Annotated in this window: 15 protein-coding genes; 8 read left to right on the top strand and 7 right to left on the bottom strand. The window is 71.1% G+C overall.

Translation table 11 applies throughout. From position 1 onward, the window contains the following. Positions 1–121 precede the first annotated feature (121 nt). The 3 genes from OG965_RS15275 to OG965_RS15265 are packed head-to-tail and all read left to right on the top strand — an operon-like array spanning position 122 to position 2,852. Positions 122–1,375, top strand: coding sequence for a histidine kinase (locus OG965_RS15275; RefSeq protein WP_371652619.1), 1,254 nt, complete (start codon positions 122–124; stop codon positions 1,373–1,375). Continuing rightward, the gene (locus OG965_RS15270; RefSeq protein WP_371652618.1) at positions 1,363–2,016 is read left to right on the top strand and encodes a response regulator; all 654 of its coding nucleotides are present in this window, start codon (positions 1,363–1,365) and stop codon (positions 2,014–2,016) included. Before OG965_RS15275 ends, OG965_RS15270 begins: the two co-directional genes overlap by 13 nt. After that, the gene (locus tag OG965_RS15265) at positions 2,013–2,852 is read left to right on the top strand and encodes a DUF4097 family beta strand repeat-containing protein (RefSeq protein WP_371652617.1); all 840 of its coding nucleotides are present in this window, start codon (positions 2,013–2,015) and stop codon (positions 2,850–2,852) included. Before OG965_RS15270 ends, OG965_RS15265 begins: the two co-directional genes overlap by 4 nt. Here OG965_RS15265 and OG965_RS15260 read toward each other — a convergent pair. The 3 genes from OG965_RS15260 to OG965_RS15250 all read right to left on the bottom strand — a co-directional run bounded on the left by OG965_RS15260 (position 2,849) and on the right by OG965_RS15250 (position 6,033). Continuing rightward, positions 2,849–3,448: a TetR family transcriptional regulator gene (locus OG965_RS15260; RefSeq protein WP_371652616.1), complete on the bottom strand. Its 600-nt coding sequence runs from the start codon at positions 3,446–3,448 to the stop codon at positions 2,849–2,851. The genes OG965_RS15265 and OG965_RS15260 overlap by 4 nt on opposite strands. Positions 3,449–3,500: 52 nt before the next feature. Next, positions 3,501–4,517, bottom strand: a complete 1,017-nt coding sequence (locus OG965_RS15255) for an aldo/keto reductase (RefSeq protein ID WP_371652615.1) — start codon at positions 4,515–4,517, stop codon at positions 3,501–3,503. A 121-nt stretch (positions 4,518–4,638) separates the two neighbouring features. Then, positions 4,639–6,033 carry an MFS transporter gene (locus OG965_RS15250; RefSeq protein ID WP_371656946.1) on the bottom strand — a complete coding sequence of 465 codons (1,395 nt, stop codon included), beginning with the start codon at positions 6,031–6,033 and terminating at the stop codon, positions 4,639–4,641. A gap of 182 nt (positions 6,034–6,215) precedes the next feature. On the opposite strand from OG965_RS15250, the gene OG965_RS15245 reads away from it, so the two are divergent. Further along, positions 6,216–7,079: a helix-turn-helix transcriptional regulator gene (locus OG965_RS15245; RefSeq protein WP_371652614.1), complete on the top strand. Its 864-nt coding sequence runs from the start codon at positions 6,216–6,218 to the stop codon at positions 7,077–7,079. 47 nt (positions 7,080–7,126) lie between these two features. Here OG965_RS15245 and OG965_RS15240 read toward each other — a convergent pair whose 3' ends face one another. Both OG965_RS15240 and OG965_RS15235 read right to left on the bottom strand, forming a co-directional pair. Further along, positions 7,127–8,308, bottom strand: a complete 1,182-nt coding sequence (locus OG965_RS15240) for a methyltransferase domain-containing protein (RefSeq protein ID WP_371652613.1) — start codon at positions 8,306–8,308, stop codon at positions 7,127–7,129. Between the two features lie 282 nt (positions 8,309–8,590). Continuing rightward, positions 8,591–9,805, bottom strand: coding sequence for a helix-turn-helix domain-containing protein (locus OG965_RS15235; protein WP_371652612.1), 1,215 nt, complete (start codon positions 9,803–9,805; stop codon positions 8,591–8,593). Between the two features lie 103 nt (positions 9,806–9,908). Between OG965_RS15235 and OG965_RS15230 the strand changes: the two genes are divergently transcribed. Further along, on the top strand, positions 9,909–10,382 hold the full coding sequence (locus OG965_RS15230) for an NUDIX domain-containing protein (protein WP_371652611.1): 474 nt from the start codon (positions 9,909–9,911) through the stop codon (positions 10,380–10,382). A 9-nt stretch (positions 10,383–10,391) separates the two neighbouring features. On the opposite strand, the gene OG965_RS15225 is transcribed toward OG965_RS15230, so the two are convergent. Continuing rightward, complete coding sequence (locus OG965_RS15225) at positions 10,392–11,849, bottom strand: MFS transporter (RefSeq protein WP_371652610.1); 1,458 nt, start codon at positions 11,847–11,849, stop codon at positions 10,392–10,394. A 64-nt stretch (positions 11,850–11,913) separates the two neighbouring features. On the opposite strand from OG965_RS15225, the gene dusB reads away from it, so the two are divergent. The 3 genes from dusB to OG965_RS15210 all read left to right on the top strand — a co-directional run bounded on the left by dusB (position 11,914) and on the right by OG965_RS15210 (position 17,810). Continuing rightward, the gene (gene dusB / locus OG965_RS15220; RefSeq protein ID WP_371656945.1) at positions 11,914–13,059 is read left to right on the top strand and encodes a tRNA dihydrouridine synthase DusB; all 1,146 of its coding nucleotides are present in this window, start codon (positions 11,914–11,916) and stop codon (positions 13,057–13,059) included. Positions 13,060–13,517: 458 nt separating this feature from the next. Beyond that, positions 13,518–16,241: a pyruvate, phosphate dikinase gene (gene ppdK, locus OG965_RS15215; protein ID WP_371652609.1), complete on the top strand. Its 2,724-nt coding sequence runs from the start codon at positions 13,518–13,520 to the stop codon at positions 16,239–16,241. A 558-nt stretch (positions 16,242–16,799) separates the two neighbouring features. Next, positions 16,800–17,810, top strand: coding sequence for an ArsR/SmtB family transcription factor (locus OG965_RS15210; protein WP_371652608.1), 1,011 nt, complete (start codon positions 16,800–16,802; stop codon positions 17,808–17,810). Between the two features lie 113 nt (positions 17,811–17,923). Here OG965_RS15210 and OG965_RS15205 read toward each other — a convergent pair whose 3' ends face one another. Beyond that, complete coding sequence (locus OG965_RS15205) at positions 17,924–19,780, bottom strand: APC family permease (RefSeq protein ID WP_371652607.1); 1,857 nt, start codon at positions 19,778–19,780, stop codon at positions 17,924–17,926. Positions 19,781–19,844 lie beyond the last annotated feature (64 nt).

Below are 19,844 nucleotides of genomic sequence, written 5' to 3'. Positions count from 1 at the left end.
AAGCCTCGCCCGCCGGGCGGTTGAGATCAGTAGCGCGACTGTCCGACCTGGGGGTGGTGCCAGCTATACCCCCGAGCGGGCAGTAGCGTGATGGCACCGCTCCGACCTGGGCGTTTACGGTATGCACATGGCAACTCCCGGCCCGCTGCGGCGCGCGTTCGACTGGGCCGCCGCGCACGCCCCGTGGTCGGCGTGGGCCTGGCGCAACACCACCTTCGCGGTGGCGGGCATACCGCTCGCACTGCCCGCCGCCGGCTCCGTCACGTACATGGTCCTCGCGCCCGGACATACCCCCGGCGCCCTGCTGTCCGTGCTCGTCCTCAGCCCGCTCCTCACCGCCCTCCAGCGCAGCCGCTTCTGGTCGCTGCTCGGCCTCGACGTGCCGGGCATCGCCTGGCGCAGCCGCAGACTGAGCTGGCGCGGGCTCGTCGAGCGGCTGCGGTCGGAGTCGACCTGGCGGCAGTACGGCTACCACCTCCTCGTCGCCCCGCTCGCCGCGGCGGCGGGCGTCCTGGTGGTGTGCGGCTGGGTGGCGGGCTGCGTGTGCGCCTTCGTCCTGTCGTGGCTGTGGGCGCTGCCGCTGAACGCCCGGCTCCCGGTCTGGACCGACGCGTACGTCCTGTTCTCCGTCGGCGGGGTGCTGCTCCTGCTCGCCACCCCCTGGTTCGCGGCCGCCGCCGCACGGCTCGACGGCCATGCGGCCGCCGCCCTGCTCGGCCCCAACCGCGCCAAGGAGCTGGAGCGGCGCGTGGAGACCCTGGCCGAGAGCCGCGCCGGGGTGCTGGACGCCGCCGACGCCGAGCGCCGCCGCATCGAGCGCGACCTGCACGACGGCGCCCAGCAGCGGCTGGTCTCGCTCGCCATGAACCTGGGCCTGGCCCGCGCCACCCTCACCGATCTGCCGCCCGAGGCCCGGGCCGTCATCGACGAGGCGCACCGCGAGGCCAAGGAGGCCATCGAGGAGCTCAACAACCTGGTGCGCGGGCTGCACCCGGCCGTCCTCGACGACCGGGGCCTGGATGCCGCCCTGTCCGGCATCGCCGCCCGTGCCCCGCTGCCCGTCGAGCTCACCGTCGACATCGACCGCCGCCCGGCCCCCACGGTCGAGGCCGTCGCCTACTTCGTCGTCTCCGAGGCGCTGGCGAACGTCGCCAAGCACGCCCGGGCGACGCGCTGTTCCGTCCAGATCGGCCGCCGCGGCGACCTGCTGCGCCTCACCGTCTCCGACAACGGGGCCGGGGGCGCCGACGCCGCCGCCGGCACCGGACTGCGGGGCCTCGCCAAACGCGTAGGGTCCGTGGACGGAACCATCCGGATCAACAGCCCCCTCGGGGGCCCGACCGTCATCACTGTGGAGCTGCCGTGCGGGCTGTGATCGCCGAGGACTCGGTGCTGCTGCGGATAGGACTCGTCAAGGTCCTGGAGATGGCGGGGTTCGAGGTGGCCGCCGAGGCGGAGGACGCCGACGGGCTGCTCGCCGCCGTCGAGGAACACCGGCCGAAGCTGGCCCTGGTCGACGTGCGGATGCCGCCCGGCTTCACCGACGAGGGCGTACGAGCCGCCCTGATGATCCGTCAGCAGTGGCCGGACACCGCCGTACTGCTCCTCTCGCAGTACGTCGAGGAGCGGTACGCGGCCGACCTGCTCACCGCCCAGAGCGGCGGCATCGGCTACCTGCTCAAGCAACGGGTCGCCGACGTCGAGGAGTTCATCGACGCGCTCAGGCGCGTCGCGGGCGGCGGCACCGCGCTCGACCCGCAGGTCGTCGCCCAGCTGCTGCTGCGCCGGGGCGGCGGCAACGACCCGCTGGAACGCCTCACCCCGCGCGAACGCGAAGTCCTCGCCCTGATGGCCGAGGGCCGCTCCAACGCGGGCATCGCCGAGCAGCTGGTCGTCAGCGAGAGCGCCGTCGCCAAACACATCAACAGCATCTTCGCCAAGCTCGACCTGCCCGTCGCCGACGGCGACCACCGCCGTGTCCTCGCGGTCCTGCGGTTCCTGGACGGCGGCTCATGACCGCCACCGACACCCGCCCCCCGGGTGCCGGTACGAACCGCGAGCGGCCCCGGCACCGAGGGCGGTGGATCCTGGCCGCCGCGCTCAGCGCGCTGCTCGTGGTGGCGCCGCTGGGCTTCGAGGTGTACGCGCAGTACGCCCGCCAGACCTCCAGCCACACCAGCGTCGAGACCAGCGACCGCCACCCGGTCAGGACGATCCAGGTGGACGCGGGCAGCGCCGAGCTGACCGTGACGCCGGGCGTCGAGGGCGAGGTCCGCATCCAGGAGCGGCTCTCCTGGTCGCTGCGCAAACCGAAGGTCGCCAAGGAGTGGGACGGCGACACCCTCAAGCTGCGGCCCGAGTGCGACGGCAGGTTCGCCGTCACCAGCCTCGGCTGCTCCGTCGAGCTGGACCTGACCGTGCCCGCCGGGGTCGCGCTCAAGGTGAACAGCGGCTCCGGCACCGTCCGGGTCAGCGGCCTCACCGGCCCGGTCGACGTCGACGGCGGCTCCGGCACCGTCAAGCTCTACGGCGTACGCGGCCCGATCAACGCCTCCGTCGGCTCCGGCTCCTTCAGCGGCGACGCGATCGGCTCCACCAAGGCCGAGGTGCACTCCGGCTCCGGCCACGCGGAGCTGGAGTTCGCCGCCCCGCCCCGCGAGGTCACCGCCTCCACCGGCTCGGGCAGCGTCGACCTCCGACTCCCCGCGGGCTCCCGCTACCGGGTCGAGGGCACCAAGGGCTCGGGCGCCCGCGACATCGAGGACTCCCTGCGCGACCCGGCCTCGGACCGCCGCATCACGGTGTCCTCCGGCTCGGGCGCCGCGACCGTGGACTACACCCGCCGGCGTTAGCGGCCCCGGGGGAGCCGCAGGCCGCCCAGGACCAGGTCGGCCACGGCCCCGAACTCCGCCAGGATCTCCGGCTTGAGCCACTGCGGTGCGTACGCCGGGTCGTGGAAGCGGCTCGTGGCGTCGAAGACCGCGCGGGCCACGCTCGCGTCCGGCCCCAGGGACGTGAACTGACCGCGCTCCACGCCCCGGTGGACGATCTGCTCGATCTGCGCGACCAGTTCGGTGATGTGCTCCTCGACCACCGCGCTGTTCTCCGCGAGCAGCACCTCGTACGTCGCGAACAGCTGGGGGTCGTCGCCCGCCTTGCGGCGCTTGGCCTCGAAGAGCCCCGCCAGCCAGGCCCGCAGCGACGCCTCCGCGTCCTTGGGCTCGTCGTCCGCGATGGAGTTCAGCTCGCGCGTCGTACGGTCCAGCCAGCGCTTGGTGACGGCCTCCCGCAGCGCCGACTTCGTACGGAAGTGGCGGTACACACTGCCGTGGCTGACGCCGAGCTGGCGGGCGACATCGACGACCGTGGCCTTCGCCGGGCCGTGGCGGCGCAGCACTTCCTCGGTCGCTTCGAGGATGCGCTCGGCGGTCAGTGGTTCCGTACTCATGACCTTGACGTTACCCGCCGTGTCCGCCACCCGGCCCGGCCCTGTGGACAACTCAGTGCTCGCTGTCCAGATGGGCCATCTGCGCCGCCGGGTAGCGCTCGCCCGAGGCCGCTCCGGCCGGGACCGCCGCCTCGATCGCGGCCAGGTCACGGGCGTCGAACGTGACGTCCAGGGCGCCGAGCGCCTCGGTGAGGCGGTCCCGGCGGCGGGCGCCGACCAGCGGCACCACGTCCGCGCCGAACCGCTCGCCCTGCGCGATCACCCAGGCGATCGCGATCTGCGCGACCGAGACGCCCTGGTGCTCGGCGACCTCGCGCAGCGCCTCGACCAGGTCCAGGTTGCGGTCGAGGTTGTCGCCCTGGAAGCGGGGGCTCATCCCGCGGAAGTCATTCGCCGCCAGCTGCCGGTCACGGGTGAAGTGGCCGCTGATCAGACCGCGCGAGAGCACGCCGTACGCGGTGATGCCGATGCCCAGCTCCTTGGCGGTCGGCAGGATCTCGTCCTCGATGCCGCGCGAGATCAGCGAGTACTCGATCTGGAGGTCGGAGATCGGGGCGACCGCGGCGGCCCGGCGCAGGGTGTCCGCGCCGACCTCCGACATCCCGATGTGTCGTACGTGTCCGGCCTCGACCAGTTCGGCGATGGCGCCGACGGTCTCCTCGACCGGGACGTCCGGGTCGAGCCGGGCGATGCGGTAGACGTCGATGTGGTCGACGCCGAGCCGCTGGAGGGAGTACGCGGCGAAGCTCTTCACCGCCGAGGGGCGGCCGTCGTAACCGGCCCAGCCGCCGTCCGGGTCGCGCAGGGCGCCGAACTTGACGCTGGTGAGCGCCTGTTCGCGCGCGGCGGCGGGCGCGCTGCGCAGCGCCTCGCCGATCAGCAGCTCGTTGTGGCCCATGCCGTAGAAGTCGCCGGTGTCGAGCAGGGTCACGCCCGCGTCGAGCGCGGCGTGGATGGTGGCGATCGACTCGGCCCGGTCGGCCTCGCCGTACAGCGCGGACATGCCCATGCAGCCGAGGCCGAGGGCGGAGACCTGGGGGCCGGTGGTGCCGAGGGTGCGGGTGCGCATGGCTGGTCACTCCTTGAGGGGTGTGGGGGTTGCGATACCAACCATCGCATAACAGATGACAGATTTCAATATCTGTCATCTGTTACTTGTCATCTGTCATTCCGCGCCTACGGGTCGGCCGTCACCCCACCGTCTTCGGCAGCCGCAGGCTCAGCAGCACCGTGAGTACCACCGCCGCCAGCTGCACCAGCAAGGTCACCACCAGTGCGTCCCGGGTGCCCATCGAGGACGCGAGCGAGAGGAAGAGGCTGCCGAGGGTGGCGACGCCGAGGGCGAGGGCGGACTGCTGGGTGGTCACCAGGACGCCGCTGCCCACACCCGCGCGGTCGGTCGGGACGTCGGAGAGCACGATCCGGAACAGCACCGGAAGCTGGAGGCCCTGGCCGAGCCCGGCCAGCGCGACACCCGGCGCCAGCTCGGCTATCCCGAGGCCGGACCAGTCCTGCCAGACGGTGAGCACCAGGACCGTGATGCCGAGGCCCTGGATGAGGCCGCCGGCGGTGACGACCCGGCTCCCGTACCGGCCGATCAGACGCGGCCCGGCGAGCGACGCGGCGAAGAACGCCACCGCCATCGGCACCAGGGCGAGCCCGGCGGAGACCGGGCCCATCCGCAGGCCCTGCTGGAGGACGACCGCGATCACGAACATGAAGCCGCTGAAGCCCACCGAGAACGGCACGATCATGGCGAGGCCCCGGTGCAGCGAGGGCAGCTTCAGCAGGCTCGGCGGGACCAGCGGCGTACCGCCGCGGCGGTCGGCCCGCTGCTCGGTCCGGAAGAACGCGAAGGCGGCGAACGGGAAGAGTGCGAGCGAGACCCAGGTCCACAGCGGCCACCCGGCCGCGCGCCCCTCGGTCAGCGGCAGCAGCAGGCTGATCAGCGAGAGCGCGAGCAGCAGCGTGCCGGGCACGTCCACCGAGGCGGGCCGGTCCGAGCGGGTCTCCGGCACACTGCGGACCGCGAGCACCAGCCCGACGATCACCACGGGGACGTTGACCAGGAAGACCGCGCGCCAGCCGCTGCCCGCGATGTCGGCGGCGACCAGCACGCCGCCGAGGATCTGCCCGGCGACCATCGAGAGCCCGGCGGTCGCCCCGTACAGGCTCATCGCGCGGGCCCGGCGCGGTCCGGCCGTGGTGGCCTGGATGGTGGCGAGGACCTGCGGCAGCATCAGCGCGGACGCGGCGCCCTGGGCGACCCGGGCCGCGACGAGTGTCCAGGCGGTCGGCGCCAGACCGCAGGCCAGCGAGGTCACGCCGAAGGCGGCCATGCCGACGAGGAAGAGCCGGCGCCGCCCGGCGGTGTCGCCGAGCCGGCCGCCGAGGACGAGCAGGACGGCGTACGCGAGGCCGTAGCCCGCGACCACCAGTTCCAGCGTGGCCGGGCCCGCGGACAGGTCCTTCTCCATGGTGGGCAGGGCGACGTTGACGATGAAGAAGTCGATCAGGGGCAGGGCCGCGCCGAGCAGCACGGTGAACAGCCCGAGCGAGCCGATCGCCGTGCCGCCGTGGCGGATGACCGGGACGGCGGCGACCTCTGCGGTGGCGGCGACCTCTGCGGTGGATGTGGATCCGGAAGTACTCACGTCATTGCTCACGCAGAAGACGATCGTCCTTCGCTCAGCCTGGTACCAGAGTCTCTTTATCCTGGTACATGCAGTACCTGGCAATGGGGTGGGCGCTGCGGCACCCTGGTTCCATGACCACTGTGGCCCCGGAGTCCGACGTCCGCAGGCACGAGCTGGCGGAGTTTCTGCGCAGCCGCCGCGAGCGCATCACGCCCGAACAGGTCGGCCTGCCGCACGGCCGCCGCCGGCGCACCCCCGGGCTGCGCCGCGAGGATGTCGCCCACCTCTCCGCCGTCGGCGTCACCTGGTACACCTGGCTGGAGCAGGCCCGGGACATCCAGGTCTCCGCGCAGGTCCTGGACGCGCTCGCGCGCGCCCTGCTGATGGACCCCAGCGAGCGCGCGCACCTCTTCGCCCTCGCGGGCACGAGCGACCCGAACCCCAACGCGCCCTGCCCGACGGTGACTCCGTCGATGCGCGCGATGCTGGACCAACTGGAGCCGCTGCCCGCCTGCATCCAGAACAGCCGGTACGACATCCTGGCGTACAACCGCACGTACGCCAGGCTGCTCTGCGACCTGGACGCGCTGCCGCCCGAGGACCGCAACTGCATGTGGCTGGCCTTCACCGACGACGACTGGCGCGCGGCGGTCGCCGATCTGCCGGACGTCAACCGGATGATGGCCGCGAAGTTCCGCGCCTCCATGGCCGAGCACCTGGCCGAGCCCGCCTGGAAGACGCTCCTGAACCGGCTGGAGAACGGCTCGCCCGAGTTCCGCGAGATCTGGGCCCGCCACGAGGTGGTCGACCAGAGCGGCCGCGAGAAGTACATCCGCAACGCCCATGTGGGCCTCCTCCACCTGGAACACACCAACCTGTGGCTGGGCCCGTCCTCGGGCCCGCGCCTGGTGACGTACGTTCCGCTGGACGACGCCTCGCGGGCAGGGCTTGAGCGGTTGCTGGAGATGGCGGTGCTGGAGGGCGCGGCGGTGTAGGGCCCCATCGGCTGGAGTGCCGCTGCGCGCGCGTAGCCGGATTGAGCTCAACCCGGCCCGGGCACCGGGTGGTCCGGCGAGTCGAGCCAGGCCGTATGCCGACCGTCCGGGGACACCGTCATTCCGAAGCGGTCCGGCTTGGGTCTGCCGATGTGCCGCCACCACTCGTACGCCGCCTCCACCTCGGCCCACAGCCGCCGGGGACCGTACTCCCACACGGTGAAGCGATCCACGTCCAGGCCGTCCTGGTCGACCGCCGCCCACGACGTCGCGTCGGTGGTGGCCAGCCAGAGCCGGGAAGCGACTCCGTCGACGTCGGGGCCCTCATGCCAGGTCCGCCAGACGTCACGGGTGCGGAGCCCGATGGCGAACTGGGCGGCCCAGTTGTCCCCTGCCACTGCCCACGGCGAGAGATGGGTGACCGACTCTGCGGGGACATGCTCGTCTCGTACCACGTCCCGATAGACCCGCAGGTCAGTGCGTTGGCCCCGGATGAGCATGAACGACGCATGCGGGGAGAACCAGCCGGAGGCCACGCCCTCACCGTCGACGGTGAGGCGCAGCAGCCCGTAGCAGAGCCACGGCGTCTCCCATGGAGTGAGGATCAGTCCGCCCGGGGCGGTCTGTTCGAGCCAGGCGTGGGGCACTTCTCGGACCGAGCATGTGGCGATGACGCGGTCGTACTGTGCCGCGTCCGGGTGGCCGTGAGAGCCGTCCCCGGCGACCACCTTCGGCTCCAGGCCGATGCTCTTCAGCACGCGTGCGGCGTTCTCCGCGAGCGTCGGGTCCACTTCGACGGTGGTCACGTTCGCCGACCCGAGCCTGTTGGCGAGCAGCCCCGCGTTCCAGCCCGTTCCAGTGCCGATCTCCAGCACCCGGTGACCGGGCCGAAGCCTGAGCAGGTCGAGCATGCGGAAGACGATGGACGGTGACGAGGCTGACGACGAGGGCCAGCGCCCCTTGGCGCCGGGGTCCTCACCGTCATTGAGCTGCGTCACCACGGGCCCGTCCGCATACGCCGCGCGCAGCCAGGTGGCCGGTGCCGAGTCCCGGGTGCAGGCCTTCAGGTCGTCGCCGAGCCAGATCCTCTCCGGCAGGAACCTGTGCCGGGGCACGGCCCAGAACGCTTGCTCCCACTCCGGGGGAAGGGGCGAGAGCCGGTCGTCGTCGAGTGCGCCGAGCAGACCCCGCATCGCGGTCTGCTCAGCGGTTCCGATGTGGTTCGTCATCGCTCTTCGGGCTCTACTTCCCGTGCTTCGGCGGCGGTTTGGGCTGCGAGCTGTCCGGCGAGGGTTTGGAGGTACCCGGGTCCTTGCCGCCCGAGTGCTGTCCGTCGCCACCGCTACCGCCCTTACCGGTTCCCCATCCCATGACCGCTCCTTCGATGGCGTCAGCCGATCGGCCACTCTCCCTGTGCGAGCGGCCTGGAAGGGAGACCGTAGAGCCGGGAGACGGGCCGGACCCGGAAGGAAATTCCGGGTCCGGCCCGCGACCCGCTCAAGGAGGCGCGCCTAGTCGAGCGCGCCCAGCCCCAAGGCGAGTTCGCGGACCTCGCGACGGCCGCTCCGCTTGTACAGGCGGCGCGCCAGACCGCGCGCGAGCTCGTGCGCCCGCATCTGTTCGGGAGCCGCCCTGAAGGCCCGCTTCAGCTGCTCTGCCGCCTCATCCGTGCGACCCGCCTCCCCGTACGCCCGGGCGACGTCGAGACGAGCCCGCGCCCGCCGCTCAACCGGCAGCTTCGGGCTGGGGCGCAGGCCGATCGCCATTTCCAGGGCCAGCTGTACGTCGTCGAACTCCAGCGCCAGCGCCAGGCGGTGGATCTCGACGTTCGCCGGCCCGAACGACGTCCACATCTCATCGGTGTCCAGGCCCAGCCGATCGGCTGCCCCGGTTGCCCTCGTCATGAGGTCGTCGGCCAACGGCCGGTCGCGCAGCCGTGCGGCCGCGACCGCACCGTTCAGGAGGAGCGTCCCGTACAGGGAGAGCGACGTGGGAGAGGAGTCCCACCAGCCATGCGGGAGACCGTCCGCAGCGCGCAACGTGGTGTTCACCGATTCCGCCGGCATCCCGGCCCCGAGCTGGACGTGTGCCACGCACCGCCGCAGAGCGAGGATCACGGCCGGATCACCGGACTCGCACGCGGCCACGTCACCTTGGTCGGCGGCCGTCCAGGCGAGGTCGGTCTCTCCCCGCTTGCGCAGGACGGCTGCGGTGACATGGCACGTCAGCGCGAACAGGCCGAGTGCCCGGGCCTTGTCGGGCCCGGCGGAATGTTTCTGTGCGGCCAGGCGTACGTCCGCCAGCAGCGCCGGAAGGAGTCCGATGAGCCGCGCGTACTGCGACGACTGGTAGAGGCTCCATGCGGCGCCGACCTCCCAGGTGAGACGCTCCGGGCGCGGCGGCTCCCGCCCCTCGTACAAGCCTCCGGCGAGGTGCCGGGACCACATCAGCGCCGACCGGATGGCGGGCAGGTGGCCGTCGCACTCGTCACGGCCGTCGAGAAGCGCCGCAGACCCGAGCAGATCCTCCAAGCGGATCCGTAGCGCTGCCGCCAAGTCCGTCAGCATCTTCAGGTTGTTGACCGGAATGCGGCCGGACTCGACCCGGTACACCCAGTCCTCGGACCGGTTCAGCAGCGCGCCGAGCTCCCCCTGGGTGAGGCCGCGCCGCTCCCGGTGGAACCGCGTCCGTCTGCCGAACGCGAGGCGGTCAGCGATGGCGTGCACAGGGCCCCCTTGCTCCGTCCGGGCGAGTGTCACACGGCTGGGCCCTGGCCGACCGGCCCATGGCCGAGTCGGACTGCCGACGGGTGGTCAGTAGGCTCGTGTCATGCCTGAGAACGACCACGAGCAGCGGATGGCACGGCCCCGCATGGCGGCGGGCGCGGTGTTCTTCGATGCTCAGAGCCGTGTCCTGCTGGTCCGCCCCTCGTACAAGCCGATGTGGGAGATCCCCGGCGGATACGTCGAGACCGGCGAGTCTCCTCTGGCCGCGTGTCGGCGCGAGGTCGAGGAAGAGCTGGGCATCCGCCCGGACATCGGCCCGCTCCTTGTCGTCGACTGGGCACCCAGCCCCACCGAAGGGGACAAAGTCCTGTATGTCTTCGACGGTGGGGAATTGAGTGAGCAGGCCTCGGCGTCGATCAAGCTCTCGCCGGACGAGCTGTTGGCTGCCGCATTCCATCCGACGAAAGACGTCGACCAGTTGTTGATCCCGCGACTCGCCCGCCGGGTCAAGGCAGCCGTGGCCGCCCGGGCCCAGCAGCATCCTGTGTACCTGGAGCACGGCGAGCTCCCCGCGTAACGCTGATCTCTACGCGACCCCCGCCCCCACCACTTCCGTCTCCGTCTCCAACCGCTCCGCCGTCCGCCGTGCCGACTCCCGGGCCCGGCGGCCGCTGGTGGCCGCTCCCATGACGAGGACGGCCAGGCCGCAGCCCGTGATGATCCACCAGGCCGGGCGGGCCGCGTCCGGGAAGGCGTCGGCGTAGCCGCCCGGGGCCGCGCCCGACAGGCCTCCCGCGAGGACCGCGCCGATCACGGCGACGCCCAGCGTCTGGCCGGTCTGGCGGCTGGTCGAGGCCACCGCCGCCGCGACGCCCGCCTGGGAGCGGGGCATTCCGGAGACGGCCGTGTTGGTGATGGGGGAGTTGACCATGCCGAAGCCGAGGCCGAACAGGACGTACCCGGTGAAGAGCAGCGGCGTCGACGACTCGCCCCGGAACGCCGCGAACACCAGCCCGCTCGCGGCCATCGTGACGCCCGCGATCAGGAGCGACGGGCGTGGGCCCCGGCTTGCCACCAGACGGCCGGAGAGGGGTGCGGCCACCAGCGTCACCGCCGCCATCGGCACCATGTAGAGCCCGGCGTGCAGGGCGTTGAGGCCGCGTACGTTCTGCAGGTAGAGCGTGTTGACGAACAGGAAGCCGCCCAGCGCGGCGAACGCCGAGACCGCGATCACCGTCGCCCCGCTGAACGGCACGCTGCGGAAGAACCGCAGGTCGATCAGCGGCTCGCGGCGCCTCGGCTCGTAGATCAGGAGGCCGGTGAGCGCGGCGGCCGCCACCGCGCAGAAGAACAGGATCCGCGCCGACGTCCAGCCCGCGCTCGGCGCCTCGATGATCGCGTACGTGAGGGAGCCGAGCAGTGCCACGATCAGGAGCTGGCCCACGGGGTCGGGGCGGCGCGGCTTCGGCGCGCGGGACTCGGGCACGTAACGCCAGGTCAGCAGGAGTGCGGCCAGGCCCACCGGCAGGTTGATCCAGAAGATCGAGCGCCAGCCGACCGAGTCGACCAGGAGGCCGCCGACGATCGGGCCCGCCGCCATGGAGATACCGACGACCCCGCTCCACACGCCGATGGCGCGGGCGCGCTCGCGCGGCTCGGTGAAGGTGTTGGTGATGATCGACATCGCCACCGGGTTGAGCATCGAGCCGCCGACCGCCTGGATCGTGCGGAAGGCGACCAGGGAGGAGAGGTTCGGGGCGAGCGAGCAGAGCAGCGAGCCGAGGGTGAAGACGATCAGGCCCGCCATGAAGACCCGGCGGCGGCCGATCCGGTCGGCCGTCGAGCCGGAGAGCATCAGCAGGGAGGCGAGGACGAGCGTGTACGCGTCGATCGTCCACTGCATCCCGGAGACCGTGGTGTGCAGTTCGCGCTGCATGGTGGGCAGCGCCACGTTCAGGATCGTGTTGTCGAGGCCGACGATCAGCAGGCTCATGCAGCAGATCGCCAGCACGAGTATGCGTCGCCGGGGGTTGAGATCGGGCATGCATGGATAGTATGCCTAACTAACGACCCGGTCCATGTAGTACGGCTAACTAATGACCGGGATGATGCGCGACAATGGCTGGATGACCACGCTCAACATCGGCCCGCATGCCGTGCAGCCTCCCGTGGTGCTGGCACCCATGGCCGGCATCACCAATGCCCCGTTCCGTACCCTTTGCCGCGAATTCAGCGGGGGCAAGGGGCTGTTCGTGAGCGAGATGATCACGACGCGGGCGCTGGTCGAGCGCAACGAGAAGACCATGCAGCTGATCCACTTCGACGAGACGGAGACGCCTCGCTCGATCCAGCTGTACGGGGTCGACCCGGTCACCGTCGGCAAGGCGGTCCGGATGATCGTCGACGAGGACCTGGCCGACCACATCGACCTGAACTTCGGCTGCCCGGTGCCCAAGGTGACGAGGAAGGGCGGGGGATCGGCCCTGCCCTACAAGCGGCCGCTGCTGCGCGCGATCCTCAACGAGGCCGTCTCCAACGCGGGGGACCTGCCGGTCACCATGAAGATGCGCAAGGGCATCGACGACGACCACATCACCTATCTGGACGCCGGGCGCATCGCCGTCGAAGAAGGCGTCACCGCGATAGCGCTGCACGGCCGCACCGCCGCCCAGCACTACGGCGGCACCGCCGACTGGGACGCCATCGCACGCCTGAAGGAGCACGTCCCGGAGATCCCGGTGCTCGGCAACGGCGACATCTGGTCCGCCGAGGACGCGCTGCGGATGATGAAGGAGACCGGCTGCGACGGCGTCGTCGTGGGCCGCGGCTGCCTCGGCCGCCCCTGGCTCTTCGGCGACCTGGTGGCCGCGTTCGAGGGTACGGACTCCTATGCGCGCCCCACGCTGCGCACGGTCGCCGACGTGATGGTGCGGCACGCGACGCTGCTCGGCGAGTGGATCGGCGACGAGTCGCGCGGTGTGATCGACTTCCGCAAGCACGTGGCCTGGTACCTCAAGGGGTTCGCGGTCGGCTCGGAGATGCGCAAGCGACTGGCGATCACCTCGTCCCTGGACGAGCTGAGCGCTCAGTTGAGCGAGCTCGACCTGGACCAGGGGTGGCCGGACGGCGCCGACGGCCCGCGCGGCCGTACCTCGGGCAACAACCGGGTGGTTCTGCCGGACGGCTGGCTGAAGGACCCGTACGACTGCTCGGGGATCAGCGCGGACGCCGAGTTGGACACCTCGGGCGGGTAGATCAGTACCAACTGGAGGAAAACGGCGGAACCGGACTCGGTTCCGCCGTTTCGCGTTGGCGTGATCCAGGGTCCGGATCGTGGAATTCCGGCCCGTCCGGCGGCGTGATTCTCGCCACCCCTGATAGGGGTTGCGCTCAGATGAGCACTTTCGAGGCGGCTGCATCTCTAGAAGGGGTGGCACTCAGTGCCACCCCTTCCGTGTTCAAGAAGTGGACTCACTTGCGCTTATGGGTGCTCGGATGAGCGCTAGAACCGCATTCTCGGGATATTTGAGTTCAGGAAGTGAACACATCAAGATCGCTCCGGTTACCTGGCGGTTACTTTCGATCTGGTGGCGGACGAGTGGTTACGGCCCCATGACGCACAAGTGGACGTACCCAGACACCTTCGATCTGGGTATGTTCCTCGCCGTCAGGGCAGCCGCCACGCTATTTCGGAGCCGAGGAGTCGAGACCCGTGTCGGAAGACAAAGACCTCCAGCGCAGCCAGAAGTTCGTCTACGACTTCACCGAAGGGAACAGGGACCTCAAGGACCTGCTCGGTGGAAAAGGCGCGAACCTCGCCGAGATGACCAACCTCGGCCTGCCGGTCCCTCCCGGCTTCACCATCACCACCGAGGCGTGCAAGGTCTACCTCGACAGCGGCGAGGAGCCGGCCGCGCTGCGCGACGAGGTCAGTGCGCACCTCGACGCCCTTGAGCAGAAGATGGGCAAGAAGCTCGGCCAGGCCGACGACCCGCTGCTCGTCTCCGTACGCTCGGGCGCCAAGTTCTCCATGCCCGGCATGATGGACACCGTCCTCAACATCGGGCTCTCGGACGCCTCGGTGACCGGTCTCACCAAGCAGTCCGGCGACGAGCGCTTCGCCTGGGACTCCTACCGCCGCCTCATCCAGATGTTCGGCAAGACCGTGCTCGGCGTGGACGGCGAGCTCTTCGAGGACGCCCTTGAGGACGCCAAGGCCGCCAAGAAGGTCACCGTCGACACCGACCTCGACGCCGCCGACCTGAAGAAGCTGGTCAAGCACTTCAAGAAGGTCGTCAAGACCGAGTGCGGACGCGACTTCCCGCAGGACCCGCGCGAGCAGATGGACCTCGCCGTCAAGGCGGTCTTCGAGTCGTGGAACACCGACCGCGCCAAGCTCTACCGCCGCCAGGAGCGCATCCCCGGCGACCTGGGCACCGCCGTCAACATCTGCTCGATGGTGTTCGGCAACCTCGGCCCCGACTCGGGCACCGGCGTCGCCTTCACCCGCGACCCCGCCTCCGGCCACCAGGGCGTCTACGGCGACTACCTGCAGAACGCCCAGGGCGAGGACGTCGTCGCGGGTATCCGCAACACCGTGCCGCTGGCCGAGCTGGAGTCGATCGACAAGAAGTCGTACGACCAGCTCATGCAGATCATGGAGACCCTTGAGACCCACTACAAGGACCTCTGCGACATCGAGTTCACCATCGAGCGCGGCCAGCTCTGGATGCTCCAGACCCGGGTCGGCAAGCGCACCGCCGGTGCCGCCTTCCGGATCGCGACCCAGCTGGTGGACCAGGGCCTGATCGACGAGGCCGAGGCGCTCCAGCGCGTCAACGGCGCCCAGCTGGCCCAGCTGATGTTCCCGCGCTTCGACGACCAGGCCAAGGTCGAGCAGCTCGGGCGCGGCATCGCCGCCTCCCCGGGCGCCGCGGTCGGCAAGGCGGTCTTCGACTCGTACACCGCCATCAAGTGGTCCCGCTCGGGCGAGAAGGTCATCCTGATCCGCCGCGAGACCAACCCGGACGACCTGGACGGCATGATCGCCGCCGAGGGCATCCTGACCTCGCGCGGCGGCAAGACCTCGCACGCGGCGGTCGTGGCGCGCGGCATGGGCAAGACCTGTGTCTGCGGCGCCGAGGAGCTGGAGGTCGACACCAAGCGGCGGCGGATGACCGCGCCGGGCGGTGTGGTCGTCGAGGAGGGCGACGTCGTCTCCATCGACGGCTCCACCGGCAAGGTGTACCTCGGTGAGGTCCCGGTCGTGCCGTCGCCGGTCGTCGAGTACTTCGAGGGCCGGATGCACGCGGGCGCCGACGACGCGGACGAGCTGGTCGCGGCCGTGCACCGGATCATGGCGTACGCGGACCGAGTACGCCGCCTGCGCGTACGGGCCAACGCCGACAACGCCGAAGACGCCCTGCGGGCGCGGCGGTTCGGCGCCCAGGGCATCGGCCTGTGCCGCACCGAGCACATGTTCCTCGGCGAGCGCCGCGAGATGGTCGAGCGGCTGATCCTGGCCGACACCGACGAGGAGCGCGAGACGGCACTCAGTGCCTTGCTGCCGCTCCAGAAGAAGGACTTCATCGAGCTCTTCGAGGCGATGGACGGGCTGCCGGTGACGGTACGGCTGCTCGACCCGCCGCTGCACGAGTTCCTGCCCGACATCACCGAGCTGTCGGTGCGCGTCGCCCTCGCCGAGTCCCGCAAGGACGCCAACGAGAACGACCTGCGCCTCCTCCAGGCCGTCCACAAGCTGCACGAGCAGAACCCGATGCTGGGTCTGCGCGGCGTACGCCTCGGCCTGGTCATCCCGGGTCTGTTCGCCATGCAGGTGCGGGCGATCGCGGAGGCCGCGGCCGAGCGCCGGGGCGCCAAGGGCGACCCGCGTGCGGAGATCATGATTCCGCTGGTCGGCACGGTCCAGGAGCTGGAGATCGTCCGCGACGAGGCCGACCAGGTCATCGCCGAGGTCGAGGCGGCCACCGGCACCGACCTCAAGCTCACCATCGGCACGATGATCGAGCTGCCGCGCGCCGCCCTGACGGCGGGCCAGATCGCCGAGGCGGCCCAGTTCTTCAGCTTCGGCACCAACGACCTGACCCAGACGGTCTGGGGCTTCTCGCGGGACGACGTGGAGGCGAGCTTCTTCACCGCGTACCTGGAGAAGGGCATCTTCGGGGTCTCGCCGTTCGAGACCATCGACAAGGACGGCGTCGGCTCGCTGGTGCGCTCCGCCGTCCAGGCCGGCCGGGCCACCCGCCCCGACCTGAAGCTGGGCGTCTGCGGCGAGCACGGCGGCGACCCGGAGTCGGTGCACTTCTTCCACGAGGTGGGCCTGGACTACGTGTCCTGCTCGCCGTTCCGCATCCCGGTCGCCCGTCTTGAGGCGGGCCGCGCGGCCGCGGAGTCGAAGGGCAGCGACTCCCGATAAGACCCCGGAGCCGCCACCGGGTCCCCGACCCTCAACACCGATCCGGTGGCGGCCCCGGATCCACAGAGAAGGGGCGGCACCCTGTGCGGGGGTGCTGCCCCTTCCGCATGCCCGGGTGCCCTTGTGCCGCATGCCGCGTGCCCTTGTGCCGCTTGTTCCGGGCCCGGCACACATGTTTTCTGGGTGTGCGTCCGCTTAATTCCTGTTGAAGTGCGGACATTTAACGGGCCCTTGGCCCTAAATGCAGAGTGCGGTTCACGGATCCCCATCCGCGAACCGCACTCTGTCATCCCCGCCGGGCACGGAGCCGCCACCATGCCGACCGCCGCCAGACGAAGCAAAGCCCCCCACGGTCCTCACAACGTCTTTCCGGTTGGCCAGGTGTCGTGCCCGACGTCGTACAGCTTTTCGGTACACACGGGCTGCTCGCGATGCCTTTCAAGTGTGGCTGAAAGGCCGGTGGTCACGGCCTGTGACGGTAGGCATACTCAGGGGCGGGACGATTGCGGATGCAACATGATGCAACACGTTGCAACATTCGAGACAGGTGGAGATTCGGTGCTGCGTATTCATTTCACTGGCGTGGACCTGGCCCGGGTGCGTATGGCGCCTGGTCCGGACGCGCTGTGGGAAACGATTCTCAGCTTTCATCGATTAAGAGACCGTCGAGGCGCCCTAGTCTTCGGTGAATGGCGAACGGAAACGCGTACCCGGTTGAACGGTGAAACACGTCTGCTCTCCGCAGTGGTGCCGGGCCGCGGCTATTTTCCCGACTTCCTCACGCCCGCCGAAGGGCCGCACACCATCGAGTCAGGGCTTGAGGTCGTGCGCGAGACGGGGCAGGACCGGCTGCACGACGAGCTCTCCCGGGTCGCCGGGCCCCGGGGGCTGCCCCGCTGGGTGCGGGCGCTTGCCGAGGGCCGTGGCGAGCCGCTGGATCGTCTCATGGGCACACTGCGCAGCTACCACCGGGCCGCCATCTCGCCGTACTGGACGCACATCCAGGCCCGCGTCGACGCCGACCGGGCCGCCCGCGGCCGCGCGCTCCTCGACGGCGGGGCGGACGAACTCCTCGCCTCGCTCCCGCCGATGATGCGCTGGCGGGCCCCCGTCCTGGAGGCGGACTACCCGGTGGACCGGGATGTGTACCTGGAGGGCCGCGGGCTGCTGCTGCAGCCGTCCTTCTTCTGCCGCCGTACGCCGGTGACGCTCCAGGACCCGCTGCTGGCGCCGGTGCTGGTCTATCCGGTGACGCACACCCTCACGCCGTACGAGAGGCAGAGCGCGGGCACCGCGCCCGGCCCCTCGCTCGGCCGGCTGGTCGGGCACACCCGCTCGGCGGTGCTCCAGTCGATAGGCCACGGCTGTACGACGAGCGAACTCGCCCGCAGGGCGGGGGTGTCGCTCGCCTCGGCCAGCCAGCACGCCGGCGTCCTGCGGGAGGCCGGCCTGCTGGTGACCCTGCGGCACGGGAGCGCGGTGCTGCACACGCTGACCCCGCTGGGGACGGCGCTGCTGCGGGGCGGCCAGCCGGTGATGGCGGAACGTTCCGCCCCGGCGACGCTGTAGGGCGTACGGGCCGGGGAGTGGCTGGAAACAGTCGCTCCCCGGCAGGTCCTCGGCGGGTCCTCGGACGCGGGCCCGCCGCCGGAGGTGCCGGGCCGCCGTACGCGGGCCCGACCTCAGAGCCGGAAGCGCAGGCGGCAGATCACCGCGTCCGTGTCGCGCCGCACCGCGTGCGCGAGGACCGAGCCGCGCTGGTTCTGGAGCAGCCGCTGCCAGATGTGGGCGGGCTCGACCTCCGGTATCAGCACGGTGACCCGGGTGTTCGGGTGGTACCGGTGCACGCGGTCCACGTACGCGGCGACCGGACGGCCCACCGTGCGGTGCGGCGAGTGCAGTTCGACCAGCTCCACGCCCGGGTTCCACAGCTGCCAGTCGCGGCGCAGCGCCTCCGTGGCCCGGCGGTCCTCCTCGTCGGGGTGGGTGACGGTGACGGCCCGTACCTCGTCGCCCAGGGACACGGCCGCGTTCAGCGCGTCGCCGGTGAGCCGGGACAGATGCGACACCGGCACGATGACCAGGGAGCGGTCGCGGTGCGGCGGCTCCGGGACGCGGCCCAGGCCGATGCGCTCGCTGATCCTGCCGTACGCCCGGTGCACCGCCTCGAAGGCCAGCACGAGCAGCGGCAGCGCGATCGCCACGAGCCAGGCGCCGTCGGTGAACTTGGTCGCGGTGACGACGACCGCGCTCACCCCGGTCAGCAGGGCGCCGAAGCCGTTGAGCGCGGCCTTGGCGCGCCAGCGCGGCGACCCCTCCCGCTTCCAGTGCAGCACCATGCCGGTCTGGCAGATGGTGAACCCGACGAAGACACCGATCGCGAAGAGCGGTACGAGGGTGTTGGTGTCGCCGCCCGAGAAGACGAGGAGCGCGCCCGAGACGGTGGCGAGCGCGAGGACGCCGTGGCGGTGCACCTGGCGGTCCGCCTTCAGGCCGAAGACGTGCGGCAGGTAGTTGTCGCGGGCGAGCAGCGACATGAGGACGGGCAGTCCGCCGAAGGAGGTGTTCGCGGCGAGCGCGAGCAGGACGACGGTGGCGAACTGGACGACGTAGAACGCCCAGTTGTGGCCGAGGGAGGCGTCCGCGAGCTGGGCGAGGACGGTGACGCCGTCGACCGGCTGGAGGTGGAAGCGCCCGATGAGCACGGAGAGCCCGATCAGCATCACGCCGAGCAGGGCGCCCAGGGCGACCTCGGTGCGCTGGGCGCGCTTGGCGGCGGGGGCGCGGAAGGACGGCACGGCGTTGGCGACGGCCTCGACGCCGGTCAGCGCCGAGCAGCCGGAGGCGAACGCCTTGAGCAGGAGCAGCGCGCCGACGCTGGTGGCGTTGCCGGTCAGGACCGAGGCATGCCCGTCGGCGGCCTGCGTGGAGACCGGCCCGTCGCGCAGCAGCCCGGCGACGACGATCGCCAGAATCGACCCGACGAAGACGACCGTGGGGACGAGGAAGGCCTTGGCGGACTCGACGATGCCGCGCAGGTTCACGGCAGTGACGAGGACGAGCACGCCGAGGCAGATGGGGAGCCGCTCGTCGTAGAGGCCGGGGAAGGCGGAGGTCAGCGCGGCCACGCCGGCGGTGACGGAGACGGCGACGTTCAGTACGTAGTCGAGGATCAGCGAGGCGGCCGCCACCAGGCCGGTGCGGGGGCCGAGGTGGGCGCGGGCCACCGCGTACGAGCCGCCGCCGTTCGGGAACGCGGCGATGACCTGCCGGTACGAGGCGACGAGCACGGCGAGCAGGGCGGCGATGGCGAGCGTCACGGGCAGGGTGAACCCGAGCCCGTACGACCCGGCCGCGGCCAGCACCAGCACGATGGCCTCGGGGCCGTACGCCACGGAGGCCATGGCGTCGAGGGAGAGGGCGGCGAGGCCCTGGGTGGCGGTGAGGCGGTGTCGGTCGGCCTCGCGGGGTGCGCCTGCGGCTCCGGGGGGTTCCTCGGCCGCGGGTTCGGCGGCCCGGGTCATCGGCTTGATCAGCATGCCCCGATGGTCCGCCGCGCTCGCCCGGCGGGCCGGGCTTATTGGCGGGGCCTTGTCGGGTGGG

It is taken from the genome of Streptomyces sp. NBC_00224, from assembly GCF_041435195.1.
In the GTDB taxonomy this organism is placed as follows: domain Bacteria; phylum Actinomycetota; class Actinomycetes; order Streptomycetales; family Streptomycetaceae; genus Streptomyces.
The sequence above is the reverse complement of the archived record's forward strand: the minus strand, read 5'-3'. Positions and strand labels throughout refer to the sequence as shown.